This window comes from Planococcus maritimus, assembly GCF_001592825.1.
Lineage (GTDB): Bacteria > Bacillota > Bacilli > Bacillales_A > Planococcaceae > Planococcus > Planococcus maritimus_C.
In genome coordinates this window covers 309,682-323,752 of the sequence record NZ_LTZG01000011.1, presented here as the reverse complement: position 1 = coordinate 323,752, position 14,071 = coordinate 309,682, and the positions used below count along the sequence as shown (strand labels likewise).

General features: G+C 48.5%; 17 protein-coding genes. 8 read left to right on the top strand and 9 right to left on the bottom strand.

Annotated elements, in window-relative coordinates; genetic code table 11:
- Positions 1 to 144: 144 nt before the first annotated feature.
- Entirely contained in the window at positions 145 to 1,083 is a 939-nt protein-coding gene (locus AY633_RS10120; protein ID WP_068488251.1) for a magnesium transporter CorA family protein, read from the top strand.
- 190 nt (positions 1,084 to 1,273) lie between these two features.
- Positions 1,274 to 1,762, top strand: coding sequence for a spore germination protein GerW family protein (locus tag AY633_RS10115; RefSeq protein ID WP_068488250.1), 489 nt, complete (start codon positions 1,274 to 1,276; stop codon positions 1,760 to 1,762).
- An 84-nt stretch (positions 1,763 to 1,846) separates the two neighbouring features.
- Here the strand turns inward: AY633_RS10115 and AY633_RS10110 are convergent, their stop codons facing one another.
- The 6 genes from AY633_RS10110 to AY633_RS10085 form a co-directional block, all read right to left on the bottom strand.
- Positions 1,847 to 2,602, bottom strand: coding sequence for a YibE/F family protein (locus AY633_RS10110; RefSeq protein WP_068488249.1), 756 nt, complete (start codon positions 2,600 to 2,602; stop codon positions 1,847 to 1,849).
- A complete protein-coding gene (locus AY633_RS10105; RefSeq protein ID WP_068488248.1) occupies positions 2,599 to 3,729 on the bottom strand; it encodes a YibE/F family protein in 1,131 nt (376 codons plus the stop codon). Before AY633_RS10105 ends, AY633_RS10110 begins: the two co-directional genes overlap by 4 nt.
- 170 nt (positions 3,730 to 3,899) lie before the next feature.
- Entirely contained in the window at positions 3,900 to 4,460 is a 561-nt protein-coding gene (locus tag AY633_RS10100) for a hypothetical protein (protein WP_186008768.1), read from the bottom strand.
- Positions 4,461 to 4,505: 45 nt separating this feature from the next.
- Entirely contained in the window at positions 4,506 to 5,357 is an 852-nt protein-coding gene (locus AY633_RS10095; protein WP_068488246.1) for an SDR family oxidoreductase, read from the bottom strand.
- A 177-nt stretch (positions 5,358 to 5,534) separates the two neighbouring features.
- Positions 5,535 to 6,251, bottom strand: a complete 717-nt coding sequence (locus tag AY633_RS10090) for a hypothetical protein (RefSeq protein ID WP_068488245.1) — start codon at positions 6,249 to 6,251, stop codon at positions 5,535 to 5,537.
- Positions 6,252 to 6,439: 188 nt separating this feature from the next.
- Entirely contained in the window at positions 6,440 to 7,018 is a 579-nt protein-coding gene (locus AY633_RS10085; protein WP_068488244.1) for a biotin transporter BioY, read from the bottom strand.
- Between the two features lie 197 nt (positions 7,019 to 7,215).
- On the opposite strand from AY633_RS10085, the gene AY633_RS10080 reads away from it, so the two are divergent.
- The 3 genes from AY633_RS10080 to AY633_RS10070 are packed head-to-tail and all read left to right on the top strand — an operon-like array spanning position 7,216 to position 9,162.
- Positions 7,216 to 7,791 (top strand): bifunctional transcriptional activator/DNA repair enzyme AdaA, encoded by a 576-nt coding sequence (locus AY633_RS10080; RefSeq protein ID WP_068488243.1) that lies wholly within the window; start codon positions 7,216 to 7,218, stop codon positions 7,789 to 7,791.
- Positions 7,784 to 8,671, top strand: a complete 888-nt coding sequence (locus tag AY633_RS10075) for a DNA-3-methyladenine glycosylase family protein (RefSeq protein WP_068488242.1) — start codon at positions 7,784 to 7,786, stop codon at positions 8,669 to 8,671. Before AY633_RS10080 ends, AY633_RS10075 begins: the two co-directional genes overlap by 8 nt.
- Positions 8,668 to 9,162 (top strand): methylated-DNA--[protein]-cysteine S-methyltransferase, encoded by a 495-nt coding sequence (locus tag AY633_RS10070; protein WP_068488241.1) that lies wholly within the window; start codon positions 8,668 to 8,670, stop codon positions 9,160 to 9,162. Before AY633_RS10075 ends, AY633_RS10070 begins: the two co-directional genes overlap by 4 nt.
- A 53-nt stretch (positions 9,163 to 9,215) precedes the next feature.
- Here the strand turns inward: AY633_RS10070 and AY633_RS10065 are convergent, their stop codons facing one another.
- Positions 9,216 to 9,776, bottom strand: coding sequence for a maltose acetyltransferase domain-containing protein (locus AY633_RS10065; RefSeq protein WP_068488240.1), 561 nt, complete (start codon positions 9,774 to 9,776; stop codon positions 9,216 to 9,218).
- 23 nt (positions 9,777 to 9,799) lie between these two features.
- A complete protein-coding gene (locus AY633_RS10060; RefSeq protein WP_186008767.1) occupies positions 9,800 to 10,075 on the bottom strand; it encodes a hypothetical protein in 276 nt (91 codons plus the stop codon).
- Positions 10,076 to 10,193: 118 nt separating this feature from the next.
- On the opposite strand from AY633_RS10060, the gene AY633_RS10055 reads away from it, so the two are divergent.
- From AY633_RS10055 to AY633_RS10045, 3 genes are all read left to right on the top strand, one after another.
- A complete protein-coding gene (locus AY633_RS10055; protein ID WP_068488239.1) occupies positions 10,194 to 10,859 on the top strand; it encodes an alpha/beta family hydrolase in 666 nt (221 codons plus the stop codon).
- A gap of 86 nt (positions 10,860 to 10,945) precedes the next feature.
- The gene (locus tag AY633_RS10050) at positions 10,946 to 11,392 is read left to right on the top strand and encodes a DUF4385 domain-containing protein (RefSeq protein ID WP_068488238.1); all 447 of its coding nucleotides are present in this window, start codon (positions 10,946 to 10,948) and stop codon (positions 11,390 to 11,392) included.
- An 827-nt stretch (positions 11,393 to 12,219) separates the two neighbouring features.
- On the top strand, positions 12,220 to 12,603 hold the full coding sequence (locus AY633_RS10045; RefSeq protein ID WP_145915674.1) for a hypothetical protein: 384 nt from the start codon (positions 12,220 to 12,222) through the stop codon (positions 12,601 to 12,603).
- A gap of 59 nt (positions 12,604 to 12,662) precedes the next feature.
- On the opposite strand, the gene AY633_RS10040 is transcribed toward AY633_RS10045, so the two are convergent.
- A complete protein-coding gene (locus tag AY633_RS10040) occupies positions 12,663 to 13,922 on the bottom strand; it encodes a dicarboxylate/amino acid:cation symporter (protein WP_145915673.1) in 1,260 nt (419 codons plus the stop codon).
- Positions 13,923 to 14,071 lie beyond the last annotated feature (149 nt).

The window sequence follows — 14,071 nt, the reverse complement described above, 5'->3', positions numbered from 1 at the left end:
ATTCAAGCTCCAGTCGGCTTATCGGGATGTTCCAAATGGCAGGTGCGGGTTAGAGTTGAAGCCATATTGGGTAAACTAGTAGAAGTGTATAGAATCAATCGCTACACGAGCCACATTTACAGAAGAACTGAAAGGGGACAGCGCATGATTACCATTTACAAATCCTCTGCTAGCGGGGCTTTACAAAAAATTGAGGCATTTGAGAAAAAATGCTGGGTCAATATGGTGGCACCGTCAAAAGAAGAAATCCGGGAAATAGCGGAGCGATGCACGATTCCGATTGAATTTTTGGAAGACCCACTGGACTTGGAAGAAAGTGCGAGGATTGAATACGACGAAGAGACGAATTGCACCTTGATCGTTAACGACCTTCCGATTGCGGATGACAGCAATCCGCAGCTCAACTCTTATATTACGATTCCGATTGGCATTATTTTAGGGGAAGACTTCATCGTCACCGTCTGCAGCCAAAAGACGAACACGATTGAAAACGTCATCAAAAAACAAGTGCATACGTCGTTAAAGAACCGCTTCGCGCTCGAAGTGTTGCTGGCGATTTCCACACAATACATAATGAAGTTGAAGAATCTGAACAAGCAACGCCTCAAAATAGAAAGAAACTTGCAAGACTCATTAACGAACAAACAACTCTACAACATCATGGAAATTGAAAAAAGCTTGGTTTACTTTCTCACCTCACTGAAAGCGAACGGAGATGTAATCACAAAATTATTCCGCAGCCATTCCATCAAATTATACGAAGAAGACGAAGACTTGTTGGAAGACGTGAAAATCGAAAACAACCAAGGAATTGAAACGACCGAGTTGTATACAAGAATCTTGGACAGCATTACGGGATCGTATTCTTCGCTCATTTCGAATGAATTGAACAATACGATGAAAACTTTGACCTTGTTCACCGTTTTCTTGACGCTCCCGACTTTGATTTTCAGCTTTTTCGGCATGAATGTAGCCTTGCCGATTTCCGGACAGGAGCCAGGCTCATGGATTACAACACTGGCCCTGTCAGCCATTTTGATGATTGTCATCGCTGTTTCTTTATGGAAAAGAAGGATTTTTTAACAAATGCGCCCGGAGAAAATCCGGGCGTTTTTCGTGCGTTAAAATCGAAGTCATCGCGAAAAAATAGAGGGTTAGTATTTGGGAGAGCGAATGTATAGGAGGAACCATCCATCAGGAATCTATGCATGCCGCTTGTCTTTTCTGCAGCCAATGCCACAGAAAAATCATCGTCAAAAAAGGAGTGTAGAGCATGGAGAAAAAAGAAATGTTTCCGTTTCAATCGTCTCCGGTACGCCCGATTTTCGACAAGTTTTCAACTGCACGCGATGTGTCGCTCGTCTACGGCGACCCAATCGAGATGCAGGGAAAGACCATCATTCCCGTCGCAAAAATCAGGTATAGTGTTGGCGCAGGTGCAGGCGGTGGCTATGGGCCGGTGTCGGGTGAGGAAGGCCAGGAGCATCAAGAGGAAGCAGCTGGCGGTCACGGGGAAGGGGCAGGCGGTTCCTTTTCGGTCAAACCGCTCGGCGTTTACGAAGTGACAGAAGACAAAACCGTTTACCGGCCACTGGTGCCAATTGAACTCATCGTGCTGCTTCCACTCATGATGACAGGTCTCGGGTTTTTGATGGCTGCGAGCCAAAATAAGGGAAGAGGCGGCAAGCACAAAAAACGCATGCATGCGAGAAAGCATTGCGATAAGAAAGGACAAGGCAAGAAAGTAAAAGGCATGGCGTAGCGATTAGATGAGACAGGCAAAAAACCCCTTTGGAAATCAACTAGATTTCCAAAGGGGTTTTAAAATGGCATAGAAGGCTCAAGTTCACTTTTTGCGCACCAGCAGAAAAGCCGTAATCCAAGAAGCAATCGGAATGACCAAGGCAATCCCGATGCCGGCACAAAGAATGGTCAGCATCTCGGCGGCGAAAATTTTCGAATTGACGATGTCGCCGAGTGAATAAGACAAATCTTTAAACCAAATCAACAAGCCGAGATAGCTGCCGAAAAACGCGAAAAACAAGGTGTTGGTACTCGTGCCGAGCAAATCCCGGCCAATGGCAAACCCCGCCTGCACGAGCTCACGGCGGCTCATGCCAGGGTTATGGAGATACACTTCGCGCATGGGCGAGGTAATCGAGATGGAAATGTCGGTGATTGCCCCGATTGTGCTAATGATGATGACAACTGCCGCGAGTTCGGCAAAGCTAATGCCGATATAAAGCGAAAGCAAGCTCAGTTCGTCGACTTCCTCTTCGCCAAATCCGTTGATCATCGTTAGATCACTCATGAACAAGATAAACAGCAAGAGCCCGACCATCGTGATGACGGTCGACAGAAATGCTGCGAGTGTCGTCGTGTTGATGCCGTTGATAAAAAATAAATTAATGCAGCTGATGATGACGCAAGCGATGATTACCCATAAAATCGGGTCATTGGCGGGATCGTTCATCATATAAACCGTACCGAGTAGAACCAAAAAATTAAGGAATAGGCTGAGAAACGAAATCGCGCCTGTTTTCCCGCCAATCATCACCATCGCCATGCACAGCATGACCGCTAAAATAACCAGTACATTCATTGGGCAGCCCTCTTTCTCTTAATGAAGAAAATGGACGTGAAGATGCCGATCGGAATGGTCAAGACGATGCCCAACCCACCCGCAAGCGCACGGGCGATTTCGAGCGACAAAGTGATCGAGAAAGAAAACGGCCACGTCGCCCCGTTCGACAAGTACAGCAGCAGCATCGGAATCGAGCCGCTAATATAGACGAAAAACAAAATATTCGCCATCGTGCCCATGATGTCTTTGCCGATTTCGATACCGGATGTTTTCATCGCTTCAATGGAAATGTCCGGGTTTTTCTCATAAAGCGTGAAAATCGACGCCGACATCGTGATGCCGACATCCATCACCGCACCAAGCGAACCGATGAACAAGCCAGCCATGAAGACGACTTCGTACGGCCGCGAGAGAAATTGCATCTCCTCGTAATTCAAGCCATTGCCGCCGGATGTCCAAATCGCGAAAGCCGCAAGCAATAAAGCAGCAAACACGCCGAGCATTGTCGAAACGATCGCCGCGTAGGTTTTTTCATTCAAGCCATTGACGAGCAGGAGCGAAGTGACCGTGAACAAGAACACACTGACACTCGCGATCAACAGCAAATTGGCGTTCTCTGTGCGGATGTAAATGTCCAGTGCATAGGACAAAATCACGGCGTTGAGCGCCAAGCTGACGATGGAGTAGAAGCCTTGTTTCTTGCCGATGACCAATAGCACCAAGACAAAGATCCAAGTAATCGCCAGGACGTATTGATCGCGTTTTACATTATCAATCGTGCCTGATAATGCCGCTTCGTCTGCGGAGGCGCTGTCGATAAAGACGAACAAGTCCTGTCCAGTCTTATACTCGTGATCGTTGGCGCCGGATAAAGAGAATTCATTGTCGAGCTCGAGGGTCCGTCTTTTATATTCGCCGTTCTGGACCGTAGCTTCAAGATGCTGGGTATACAGCACATCGTCGTTGCCGTAAATATCCGACAGTTCCTGCGTTTCTTCAACAGTTGCTTCGGTGATCTTCGCAATCGGCTGGTCGTAAAATCCGTGGTTGTGCTGGATAAAATAGACCGAGCCCAAAAAGCTGAACAGCAAAACGGCGTACAAAAATAAGGTCAGAGGAGAGGCGCTTATCAGCCTTTTTTTCATAGAGTAATCTCCAATCCACTTGAGTTTAATGGCGATATATCCACTTATCCGTTGATTGTAGCAGAATTTTTGGCTTTTTTGCGATGGCACATTTTTCACACGATTTTCATAGAGGGCGAATAATGGCGAAAAGCCGGGCTGAGTGCCGGACGCTAGCTGTTAATGGGAAGTCAACGAACGTTCTTTTTTGGTTCGAGCAACTGAATGGAAGGGGGATTTGTGGAGATGACCTCTACCTGGTGCTCCATGCAGGCAAACATGAAGTGCCGATAGCTGACCTTGCGTGCCTGTTCTTGCGATGCCAAATGGGCGTATTGCTTCAAATAGCGGAGCAAAGGGGAATTTTCATATATGCGATAGGCAGTGTCTGCATAAAATTCAGCGTCTGGAACAATGCTGAAATCTTCAGCCGCTGCCGAATAGTAAGCGTACGAGTGGAAATCGATCTGCCAGCGGTCCACCGTTCCGTCCAGGTTCAGCAATAGATCTGTCTCGTTCTCGCTGCCGCGGCAAACAATACGTAGCGCAAGTCCAGGGGCGGGGGCTTCAATGAAATTCTCGAAAGCCAAAAAATAATCATTTCGTAAAAGTAGTTCTGTGTCGTTCATGATCACGGTCCTCCTATTCGTTCTATCGTTTAGTTCTAGAAAAATCCAGAGAATGCCTTCTTCGATTCCAAATGGCACCGGGCGACCGGCTAAAAATGGAGACGCCGATTTTTCAATGGTCATGAAAAAACTGCCCGAGGGTCGATCCCCTGGGCAGTTTTAAATGTTTTATTCAGCCGGCGTACCGGGTTTGATATCATAGGATTTCTGAACGGTTTCGTTGCGCTCGCCCAGGCCTTCGTTGGTCGTTTTGCTCCACATGTTTTCCATGCGTTCTTTCACTTGTGGAATCATTTTTTCCGGAATGACGTTGCGGTATTGATTCGTTTCGCCGAGAATCACTTTGATCGACGGTTCCGTGACTTCTTTCGGATCGAATTGTTCGTACGGGAAAGCGGCTTTTTCGTAATCAAAGACTGTATCGTCCGCGTCGGATTGCCAGTTTTTCCACGTTTCAAATTCGCGGTCGTTGAATCCTGTGAGGTAAGGTCCTGGATTGATGGTCGCCACTTCCACATTGAATTCCTGTAGCTCTTTGCTTAAAGCATCCGCGAAAGCTTCAGTCGCGTGTTTCGTTCCGCAATAAGGTCCCATCAATGGGTCTGCCATCAAGCCGGAAACAGAAGAGACGAAGACGATGCGGCCAGATCGTTTTTCGACCATTTGGCGTGCAAAGCCTTTTGTCAGTAAAGTCGGCCCGAAGAGATTGACCTCGAATTGGTGACGCAAGTTTTCTTCTGGGATATCCACAAGCGATCCGCCTTCAGATACTGCCGCATTGTTAACTAAAACATCGATGTCCCAGCCCCAGGCTTTTTCACGGTCTTTAGGATTGGTAACGTCCAATTTCTCGATTTGCATCGACACGCCGCGTTCTTTCGCTTCTTGCTCTAACGCGGAAACCTGGGAAATGATTTCAACGCCCGCGATGACGGATTTGCCTTGTTCCGCCAAGCTGAACGCGATGTTTTTGCCGAATCCGGTGCCAGCACCAGTAATGAGTATTTTTTCGTTTGCCATGATGAATTCCTCCTTAGAATCGTGGGTTCTATTTATATACACTCTCCTCACATACCCGACTACCCCGTTGAAGTAAACGGATGAACCGAAAAAATGGCGCCGGGAGGGAATCCGGCGCCATTGCTGATTAGCTGCAAAATATTTTCTATCGATCAATCGTTGCGTCACGCATCGCCATTAAGAACCCATTGGGCCTTTCTTGCCATGGCCGCGATCTTTGCCGTGATGTTGTTTTCCAAAGAGCGAGCGGTCGACCCCAAGTTCAGCAAGTTCCGCTTCGGCTTCATCGACAATGGCTTGTGCTTGTTCTGCTGTGGCTTCGTCTAGCTCAGCGAACAGATCGCGCTCTCCTGATCGTTCAGACAAGTTGACACCTAGTGCTTCCAAAGCGGTTTGCGCTTCTTCACGAGTAAGCGTTTCGTCTTTCACTTGCTCGAGGATGTCTTTCGCTTCGGCTTGAGTGGCTTCGTCCAGGCCATCAAACTGCGCATGGCGTTGTTGTTTCTCAGGAGCTTCGATGCCAAGCGCGCTCAATTGTTCCTGCGCTTCTTCCTTAGTCAAAGAGCCGTCTTTTAGTTGGCTGAAAATAGCTTCAGCTTCTGTTTTGGTTGCTTCATCGAGTTCGTCGAGCGGGTTTTGTCGCTGCGATTTTTTAGGGAATTCGACACCCAGTTCTTCAAGCTCGCTCTTGACGCGGTCCTGAATGGCTTTTACTTCAGCTTGTGTTGCTTCGTCGAGTTCGCTGAGCCCATGACTGCGTTTTTCGGCTGCGCTTTCTGTCGTCGTTTCTGTAGACTCAGTAGTCGAGGAGTCGGATGCGTAGGCCATCGTGCCGCCAACCGATCCTAAAGTCAGGGCTCCGGATAGGGCATAGGCAAATAATTTTTTCTTCATGTTTTATTCCTCCTAAGATAGGTTCATTGCTGCATGAGCCGCAAGATTGTTTATCGGCCCGTCGGCAATGTTGGTACAAGCCCAGTATGCAGCGTGAAGCTTAAACGAACCTTAAAAGGAAAAAGGCTTTTTAAGAAATTTCAAAAAGACGCACCCGAAATAGGCACGTCTCATCACTTAGCTGAAATTCACGATGCGGGATGTTTTCCTGCTTCAGTTGCCGGCAACAGCCGGGCAGAGGACAGACGCTGCCGAACGGAAATGCCAATCCAGGCAGCGAGCGCCGCTTTGATGACACCGACGAGGATGAATGGCGCAAATCCGCCAACAAAAGCACCAGTCCAAGAAAGTTCGGCGAACAATTTGAGCCAGACGGTTCCGAAGCTTAAAGCGACGAACATGCCAAGGACGTTCGCAATGACCGCGTTCAGAAGCGTAAAGCCCCTTTTCTCCAGGTAATAGCCAATAACGAAAGCCGTCGGGATAAAGCCGAATAAATAGCCGCCCGTCGGCCCGAACAAACTGCCCAAGCCGCCGGATAGTTGAGCGAATACCGGAATTCCGGCAGCGCCGATAGCGAGATAGACCAAAATCGACAAGGTGCCGTAACGGGCCCCTAAAATCGTAGCGGCGAGCCCGATCGCCAAAGTTTGCCCAGTGATCGGCACAAGCGGCAACGGGATGGTGACTTGAGCGAGAATGCCGATAATGGCTGCGAACAAAGCGGTGACGATCATCATTCTTAGTTTGGCATTGGACTGTGTCATAAAAAATAATCCCTCTCCTTTTGAGTTAACTAATTTATAAAATAAGTTAACTCAATGGTATAGTATGGCAAGAGCAGCTGTCAATAAGCTTTTGATGGGCAGCGAGGGGGACCATAAGTGCAAAATCGAGGACGAATCCGGCAAAGTGTAATGATAAAATAAAAAGAGATACAATAAGGAGAGAGGGGGCGGCGGCGATGGAAACAAAAACGAAGTTCACGTTCGATGAAATGTGGGAGAAGATCCTTGATTGCGACCGGAAATACGACGGCTTGTTTTATACCTGCGTGAAGACAACGAAGATCTATTGCCGGCCGTCCTGCCGCTCGCGCAAACCGAAAAAGCGCAACGTGGAATTTTGTTTTTCGACTGAAGAGGCAGAGCATCGTGGATTTCGGGCATGCAAAAGATGCCAACCAGAAATCGACCACTCGCCTCATGTTGAATTCAACCAGCAAGTCATCAGTTTTTTAACAGACCATTACCAGCAAAAAATCGGCTTGGAAGAAGTAGCCGCGCATGTCGGCATGAGCTCGTCGTACGTCGACCGGCTGTTCAAACAGGAGACAGGTGACACGCCGCGCTCTTACTTGGAGAAAGTCCGTATCGACAAAGCGGCTCATTTGTTGGCGAGCACCGATCAAACGAATTTGGAGATTTGCCTCGAGACTGGCTTTCACAGTACGTCTCATTTCTATAAAGTATTCCGGAAGCACAAACAGCAATCCCCAGGCGAGTACCGGAAAGAGAAAGGAGTGCCGCGGCATGAGTAGACGGCTGGAAGTGGCCACGCCGCCAGATTTTAATTTTGCGGAATGCCTGGCGATACTCGGGCGTTCTGATCAGGAGTTGCTTCATACGATTGAGGATGAGCGCATTAGCAAACTGCTGGCTGTAGGAGACGAGTCTATTTTGTTTGACGTGAGCTATTCAGAAAGCGCGCTGCAGATCGACTTTCCGCATCACACACCGTCGGAACAAGGACAGCAGGCAGTCGGGCGTTATGTGGCTGACTGGTTTGATTTGGATACAGATTTGCAGCCGTTTTACGCAATGGCTGCAAGTGACCCGGTACTGCAGGAAGTTGTCCAGCAACATGCCGGGCTCAGGGTGATGGGCTTGCCCGATTTATTTGAAGCTTTGTCGTGGGCAGTCATTGGCCAGCAGATCAATTTGACGTTTGCCTATACCTTGAAACGGCGCTTGATCGAGAACTTCGGGTCGTCGCTCACAGTGGGTGACGTCGATTATTGGGCGTTTCCTTCCGCTGAAAAGATCGCCTCGCTGCAAGTAGAGCAATTGAGAGCCTTACAATTTTCAGGAAGAAAAGCGGAATACCTGATCCACATTGCGCAGGAACTGGCAGAAGCCCGCTTGGTAAAAGACGAGCTCATCGGCCAAACCGAGCAGCAAGTGGAAAAACAATTGGTGGGGATCAGAGGCGTCGGGCCATGGTCGGCACATTACGTCATGATGAAATGCTTGCGTTTCAATTCTGCGTTTCCGATCACAGACGTCGGCTTGCACAATGCTTTGAAGCAGCAATTAGGAATGGACCGGAAACCGACCGTCGCCGAGATTGAAGACTTGGCGAAACCTTGGACAGGCTGGCAAGCGTATGCGACATTTTATTTATGGAGGGTGTTATTATGACTGAATTGCATCAAGTGGATTATCCATCGCCGATTGGCGTCGTCGAAATCACCGGAACTGAACAAGGCATCGTGTCGCTTTACTTCAGCGAGCGGGAACAGCCGCTGCATATGGTGCAAGCGGATACGCCGCAAGTGCTGCAAACCGCTTTACAGGAACTGGACGAATATTTCAAAGGGCAGCGCACGGAGTTCACCGTGCCCTGCATTTCGTCCGGCACCGAATTTCAGCAAAAAGTATGGGCGGCGTTACCGAGCATTGCTTATGGCAAAACCGCTTCTTACCGCGACATCGCAGTAGCAGTGGGCAACGAGAAATCCGTCCGTGCAGTAGGGAATGCCAACAGCAAAAACAAAATCAGCATCATCATCCCGTGCCACCGAATCATCGGGTCGAACGGCAAATTGACAGGATACGCGGGTAGCTTGAGCCGCAAAGAATGGCTATTAAAGCACGAGCAAGCAGTACAAAACAATCAAATGAAAGCATGAAAAAAAGGGAAGCAAATCCAATCGATTTGCTTCCCTTTTCTATGGGCTTGCGATTACTGTTCAAGTGTCTTGATGACGACAGCTGGATTGCCACCGACAACCGTATTCGCCGGCACGTCTTTGACGACAACGGCACCAGAAGCGATAACGGCATTGTCGCCGATCGTGACGCCCGGATTGATGACGGCACGCCCGCCAATCCATACATTATCACCAATGCGCACCGCCTTGCCGCATTCGACACCGGCGAGCCGCTGCTCGATATCGAGCGGATGAGTCGCTGTATAGATGTGGACGCCAGGGCCCACCAGGCAATTGTCGCCAATGCGAATGTCGCAGACGTCGAGGAACACGCAATCGAAATTGGCGAAGAAATTGTGGCCGACGTGGATATTATAGCCGTAGTCGCAGCGGAAGTTCGGCTCGATATACAAATGATCCCCGCTCGAGCCGAGTAATTGGCTCATGAACCGCTTGCGCTCTTGGCCGTCAGTCTCCATCGATTTATTGAACAAGCGCAAGAGCCGTTTGGCGTTGACGCGCTCGCGTACCAATACCGGATCATCCGCCCGGTAAAGCGCGCCGGCGAGCATTTTATCTTTTTCTGTATGCATCCAATCCCTCTTTCCCGATCAAATTAAAATCCGAACAAGCGCCTCGCGATAAAGGCAAAGGCGGCGACTGCCGTGATGAATGCCGCTACAAAAAATGCCACGGCGTAAGATACCAAATTGCCCGGCAGCACCGCTTCGCCGATTTCAAAGAAATAAAACTGGATCGCGACCGGTTCTGTGGCATGGCGCATGAGCCACACCTGGACGCCTTTGACGGCAAACAAGACGCTGATGGCCAAAAGCACCGAAAACGCTGTCCAGCGAATGCCTTTCCACACGACAACCGCCTCCTTATTCATATTAAGGATATTATAACAGAATAGAAAAACGAGCCGGCATGAAGTTTTCGAATTCTTTGAAATATTTACATGCATTTCACATAAAACCCTTTATAATACTAGGAAAGGAGTGGAACCAATGAAAACGATTAACCGAACGATCCAAATCGACCAGGGCCAGCCGATTCATTATAGCTTGGTCTTTAATCAAGACCAGACCAAAAAACTAGCGATCTTCCTGCCGGGTATCGGCTATACAGCGAAAAGCCCGTTATTCCATTACACGGAGCGACTGCTTGCTGAACAGGAATACGACATCTTGCGCATCAATTACGATTACAATCATCCGTTTTATGACACCTACACGATGGGCGAAATCGAACAAGCCATCAAACACGACGTCAAACAAGTAATCGATCAAGTGCTAAAGGGCAGCTTGTATGAAAAATTCTTCCTCGTGGCGAAGTCGCTCGGCACAATCGCACTCGCGAATGAACTCGAGCGTCCGAAATTCTCAGGCGCGAAAACGGTCTGGCTGACGCCATTGCTCAAGCATACAGAGGTCTTCGAAGCGATGAAGCAATGCCAGAATCCAGCACTCAGCTTTATTGGCGATAAAGACCATTATTACGACCGGTCGCGAATGGACGATCTGCAAGCCAACCAGCAATTGGACGCGCATGTGCTAAAAGACGTGAACCACGGCATGGATTTTGTCGGCGATCCACTGAAATCGATTGATACGTTGAAAGACATCATCACCGATATTCACGCCTTCTCGAAAAAGAACATTCCTCACGCTTAAGGTACCGCCGCCCCTAGAGGCGGTTTTTTTATGCCGTTTTTCACGTTGTCTAAAGGGGTATAGTCTCTGCAAAAGGAGGGTGCACGATGGCATTCGATTACGATTTAGACTATAAAAATTTGGACTTGAGGAAGAACCCCGAACTGTATCGTGTCGGCAAAGGCGAGCAGGGCGTATTGATGGTGGAACCGTATAAAAGCGAAATCCTGCCGCATTGGCGCTTCAAGACGCCGGACATTGCCCAGGAGTCGTGCGACAAGATTTCCGAGCTGTTCGAGGAATACCGCAAGAAGGACGATTTTGTCGGCATGGACATGGCCCGCAAATTCATCCAGATGGGCTATACCCGCGCGCGCCGCTACACGAATTACAAAGGCGGCCGCAAATACAACGAAGACGGTTCGATCAAAGACCGCGAGATTGATGAAGAGAAAGCGGAGTCGGCGGCGATTTTCAAGAAGCGCTGGGACGAGATTCGTGAAGATGAGGATTATTTGAAACGAAAAAAAGAGCATCAGAAGAAATACGGTTGAAGCTGCATCCAAGGGGTGCAGTTTTTTTGTGGAATGGAGGGGTTTGTTTGTGATATTGAGGGATTTGTTTGTGGAATCAAGAGGTTTATTTGTGGAATGAAGACGACGTGATATTTTATCGCTTGGGTATTCGCTCCCGCTGCTTTTTCGGTGGTGTGTAGATAAGGATAGTGGGGAGATCGTATTCCGGCACAATTTATGAGTTCATCTTACTATTCGCCGCCTGGCTTTGGGTTGAGCTCCCGCAGTAAGCCAAGAAGAGCACTTGTCTCACTGCTTCGCTTCACCCTTGGCGCTCGGCGGCTTTGTGAATTCATTAAGATGAATTTTGGGACGGTTGTTTGTGGTTTGATTGTTTTCATCGACTGAAGGGGGAATCGCTTCCTGCTTTTTGGAAGGGGTGTAGATGAGATAGGGAGGGTTTGGTTGTGGAAACGTTGTTGGGTTTTATCGATGCTTCAGTAAAATAGTCGCTGCCCGGCTTTGGGTTGAGCTTCCGCAGTAAGCCAAGAAGAACACTTGTCTTCCTGCTTCGCTTCACCCTTGGCGCTAGGCGGCTTTGTGATTTCGTTGAATGTTGCTTGTTTAAGTAAATCTACTTCACTAGACAGTTGTCGGCTAGTGGGAGAATCGCTTCTTGCTTCTAAGCTAGTGTGTAGAGGAAGATAGCTGGAACTCGTATGTAGAAAAGGTTTATACGTTTAAAAGTGAAGGTTAAGATATAATCATATAAAGACGTAATCCTTGTTTTAATAAAGAGGAGTGGTTATATCAACAGGAAATACAAGACGTCACTGGCAATACTCTTAATTGTAGTATTGGTTGCCTTGATTTTTAGATGGAACGAGTACCGCGAAAAAGACATGGTTGAGGTGTTAGATGCAGAAGCGGTCGAACAAATTTTTTACACAAAACTCCCACTAGAAGATGAAGAGGTCTATTTTAATCATTCCATCGATAATCCGGCTGCAATTCAAGAGTTCACGGATTTCTTAGGGCAGTACAAAGTGAAAAAGATTGGCGTGAGAGATTTTAGTTCTTCATATCCTGACGAACAATTCAGTTTTGATTTGGTCTACACTGATGAACGCAATACGATTCCGTCGCTGATCGAAAGAAACATACTTCTCAACGAACACGATCAATACGAAATCACCAACGGCCCAGTAGATTACCAGTGGTTACAAGAATTCTTGGAGAAGCATGAATGAAATAAAGTGAACCTAATAAGAAAAAGCCTCCCGACATCGCCGGGAGGCTTACTTCTATTTTATGCTTCTTGCGGGTTCATGGCTTCTTCTGTTTCCAAGCCGTGCTTTTTCTCGGTTTCTGCAACCATCAAGGCGCAAGCTGCGTCACCTGAGATATTGATCGCTGTGCGGGACATATCGAGCAAGCGGTCGATACCGAGCACGAGGCCGATGCCTTCGACCGGAAGTCCGACACTTGATAACACCATGGCGAGCATGATCAAGCCGACGCCTGGAACTCCAGCGGTTCCGATACTGGCAAGAACCGCGGTCAAGACGACGGTCAATAGTTGGCCGATCGTCAAGTCGACCATGAAGGCCTGGGCGATGAACATCGTCGCCGCGCCTTGCATGATCGCTGTGCCGTCCATATTGATGGTGGCGCCGAGCGGCTGGACGAAAGAGCTGATCGACTTTGGAATTTTTAAGTCACGCTGCGCGACTTCCATCGACACCGGAAGCGTCCCGGTGCTACTGGATGTACTGAAGGCGACTGTCATGGCCGGCATAAAGGTTTTGAAAAACCACACCGGGCTTTTCTTCGCCAGGAAGTAGACGGTGCCGCCGTATGTAAAGGCAGCATGGATCAATAGCGCGCCGATGACGACGAGCATATACGAGCCCATCGCCTGGATAGCGGCGAGGCCTTGCGAACCGATCGCTGTGGCAATCAAACCGAATGTGCCGTACGGGGCAAAACGCATGACGATGCCGACCAAATACATCATGATTTCATTGCCTTGTTCGACGAGAGTTAAAATGCCTTTCGTCTTGTCGCCAAGAGCGGTGAGGGCGAGCCCGACAAAGACCGCGAAAACGATGATTTGAAGCATATTGCCTTCGGTCATCGCTTCAAGCGGATTTTTCGGGATGATGTTGAGCAAGGTATCAGCAATCGACGGGGCTTCGTCTGGGCTGTACGTCGCAGCGCCGATATCGAAATCACCCGCAGCGCCTGGTTGGACGAGTGCGGATAAGCCGAGTCCGATCGTGATGGCGATGGTCGTCGTCACCAAAAAATACGAAATGGTCTTGATGCCGATACGGCCGAGTTTCGCCGGATCGCCAAGTCCTGCGGTACCGAGGACGATCGACAAGAACACGAGCGGAACGACAAGCATGCTGATGAGGGCGAGGAAGATTTGCCCAATCGGCACGAATATGTAAGGATTGAGTATTGCGAAAACTTCCGGCGCAAAAAGATTTAATAGCAATCCGGTGATCGCACCTAAAATCAAGGCACTGATAACTTTAAAGGTTAAGCCTTTCTTTTTCTTCAATAGATCCACCAACTTTCTTCAATTAGATAAACGTATAAAAATAAGTGTAACCGAAACCGAATAAAAGCAACAGTTTCAACAGACTGCTTTGCTTGGCAAGCGATTTCCTAAAAACCTGCAACTATTCCCATAGAGCTGTCGTCTAACAT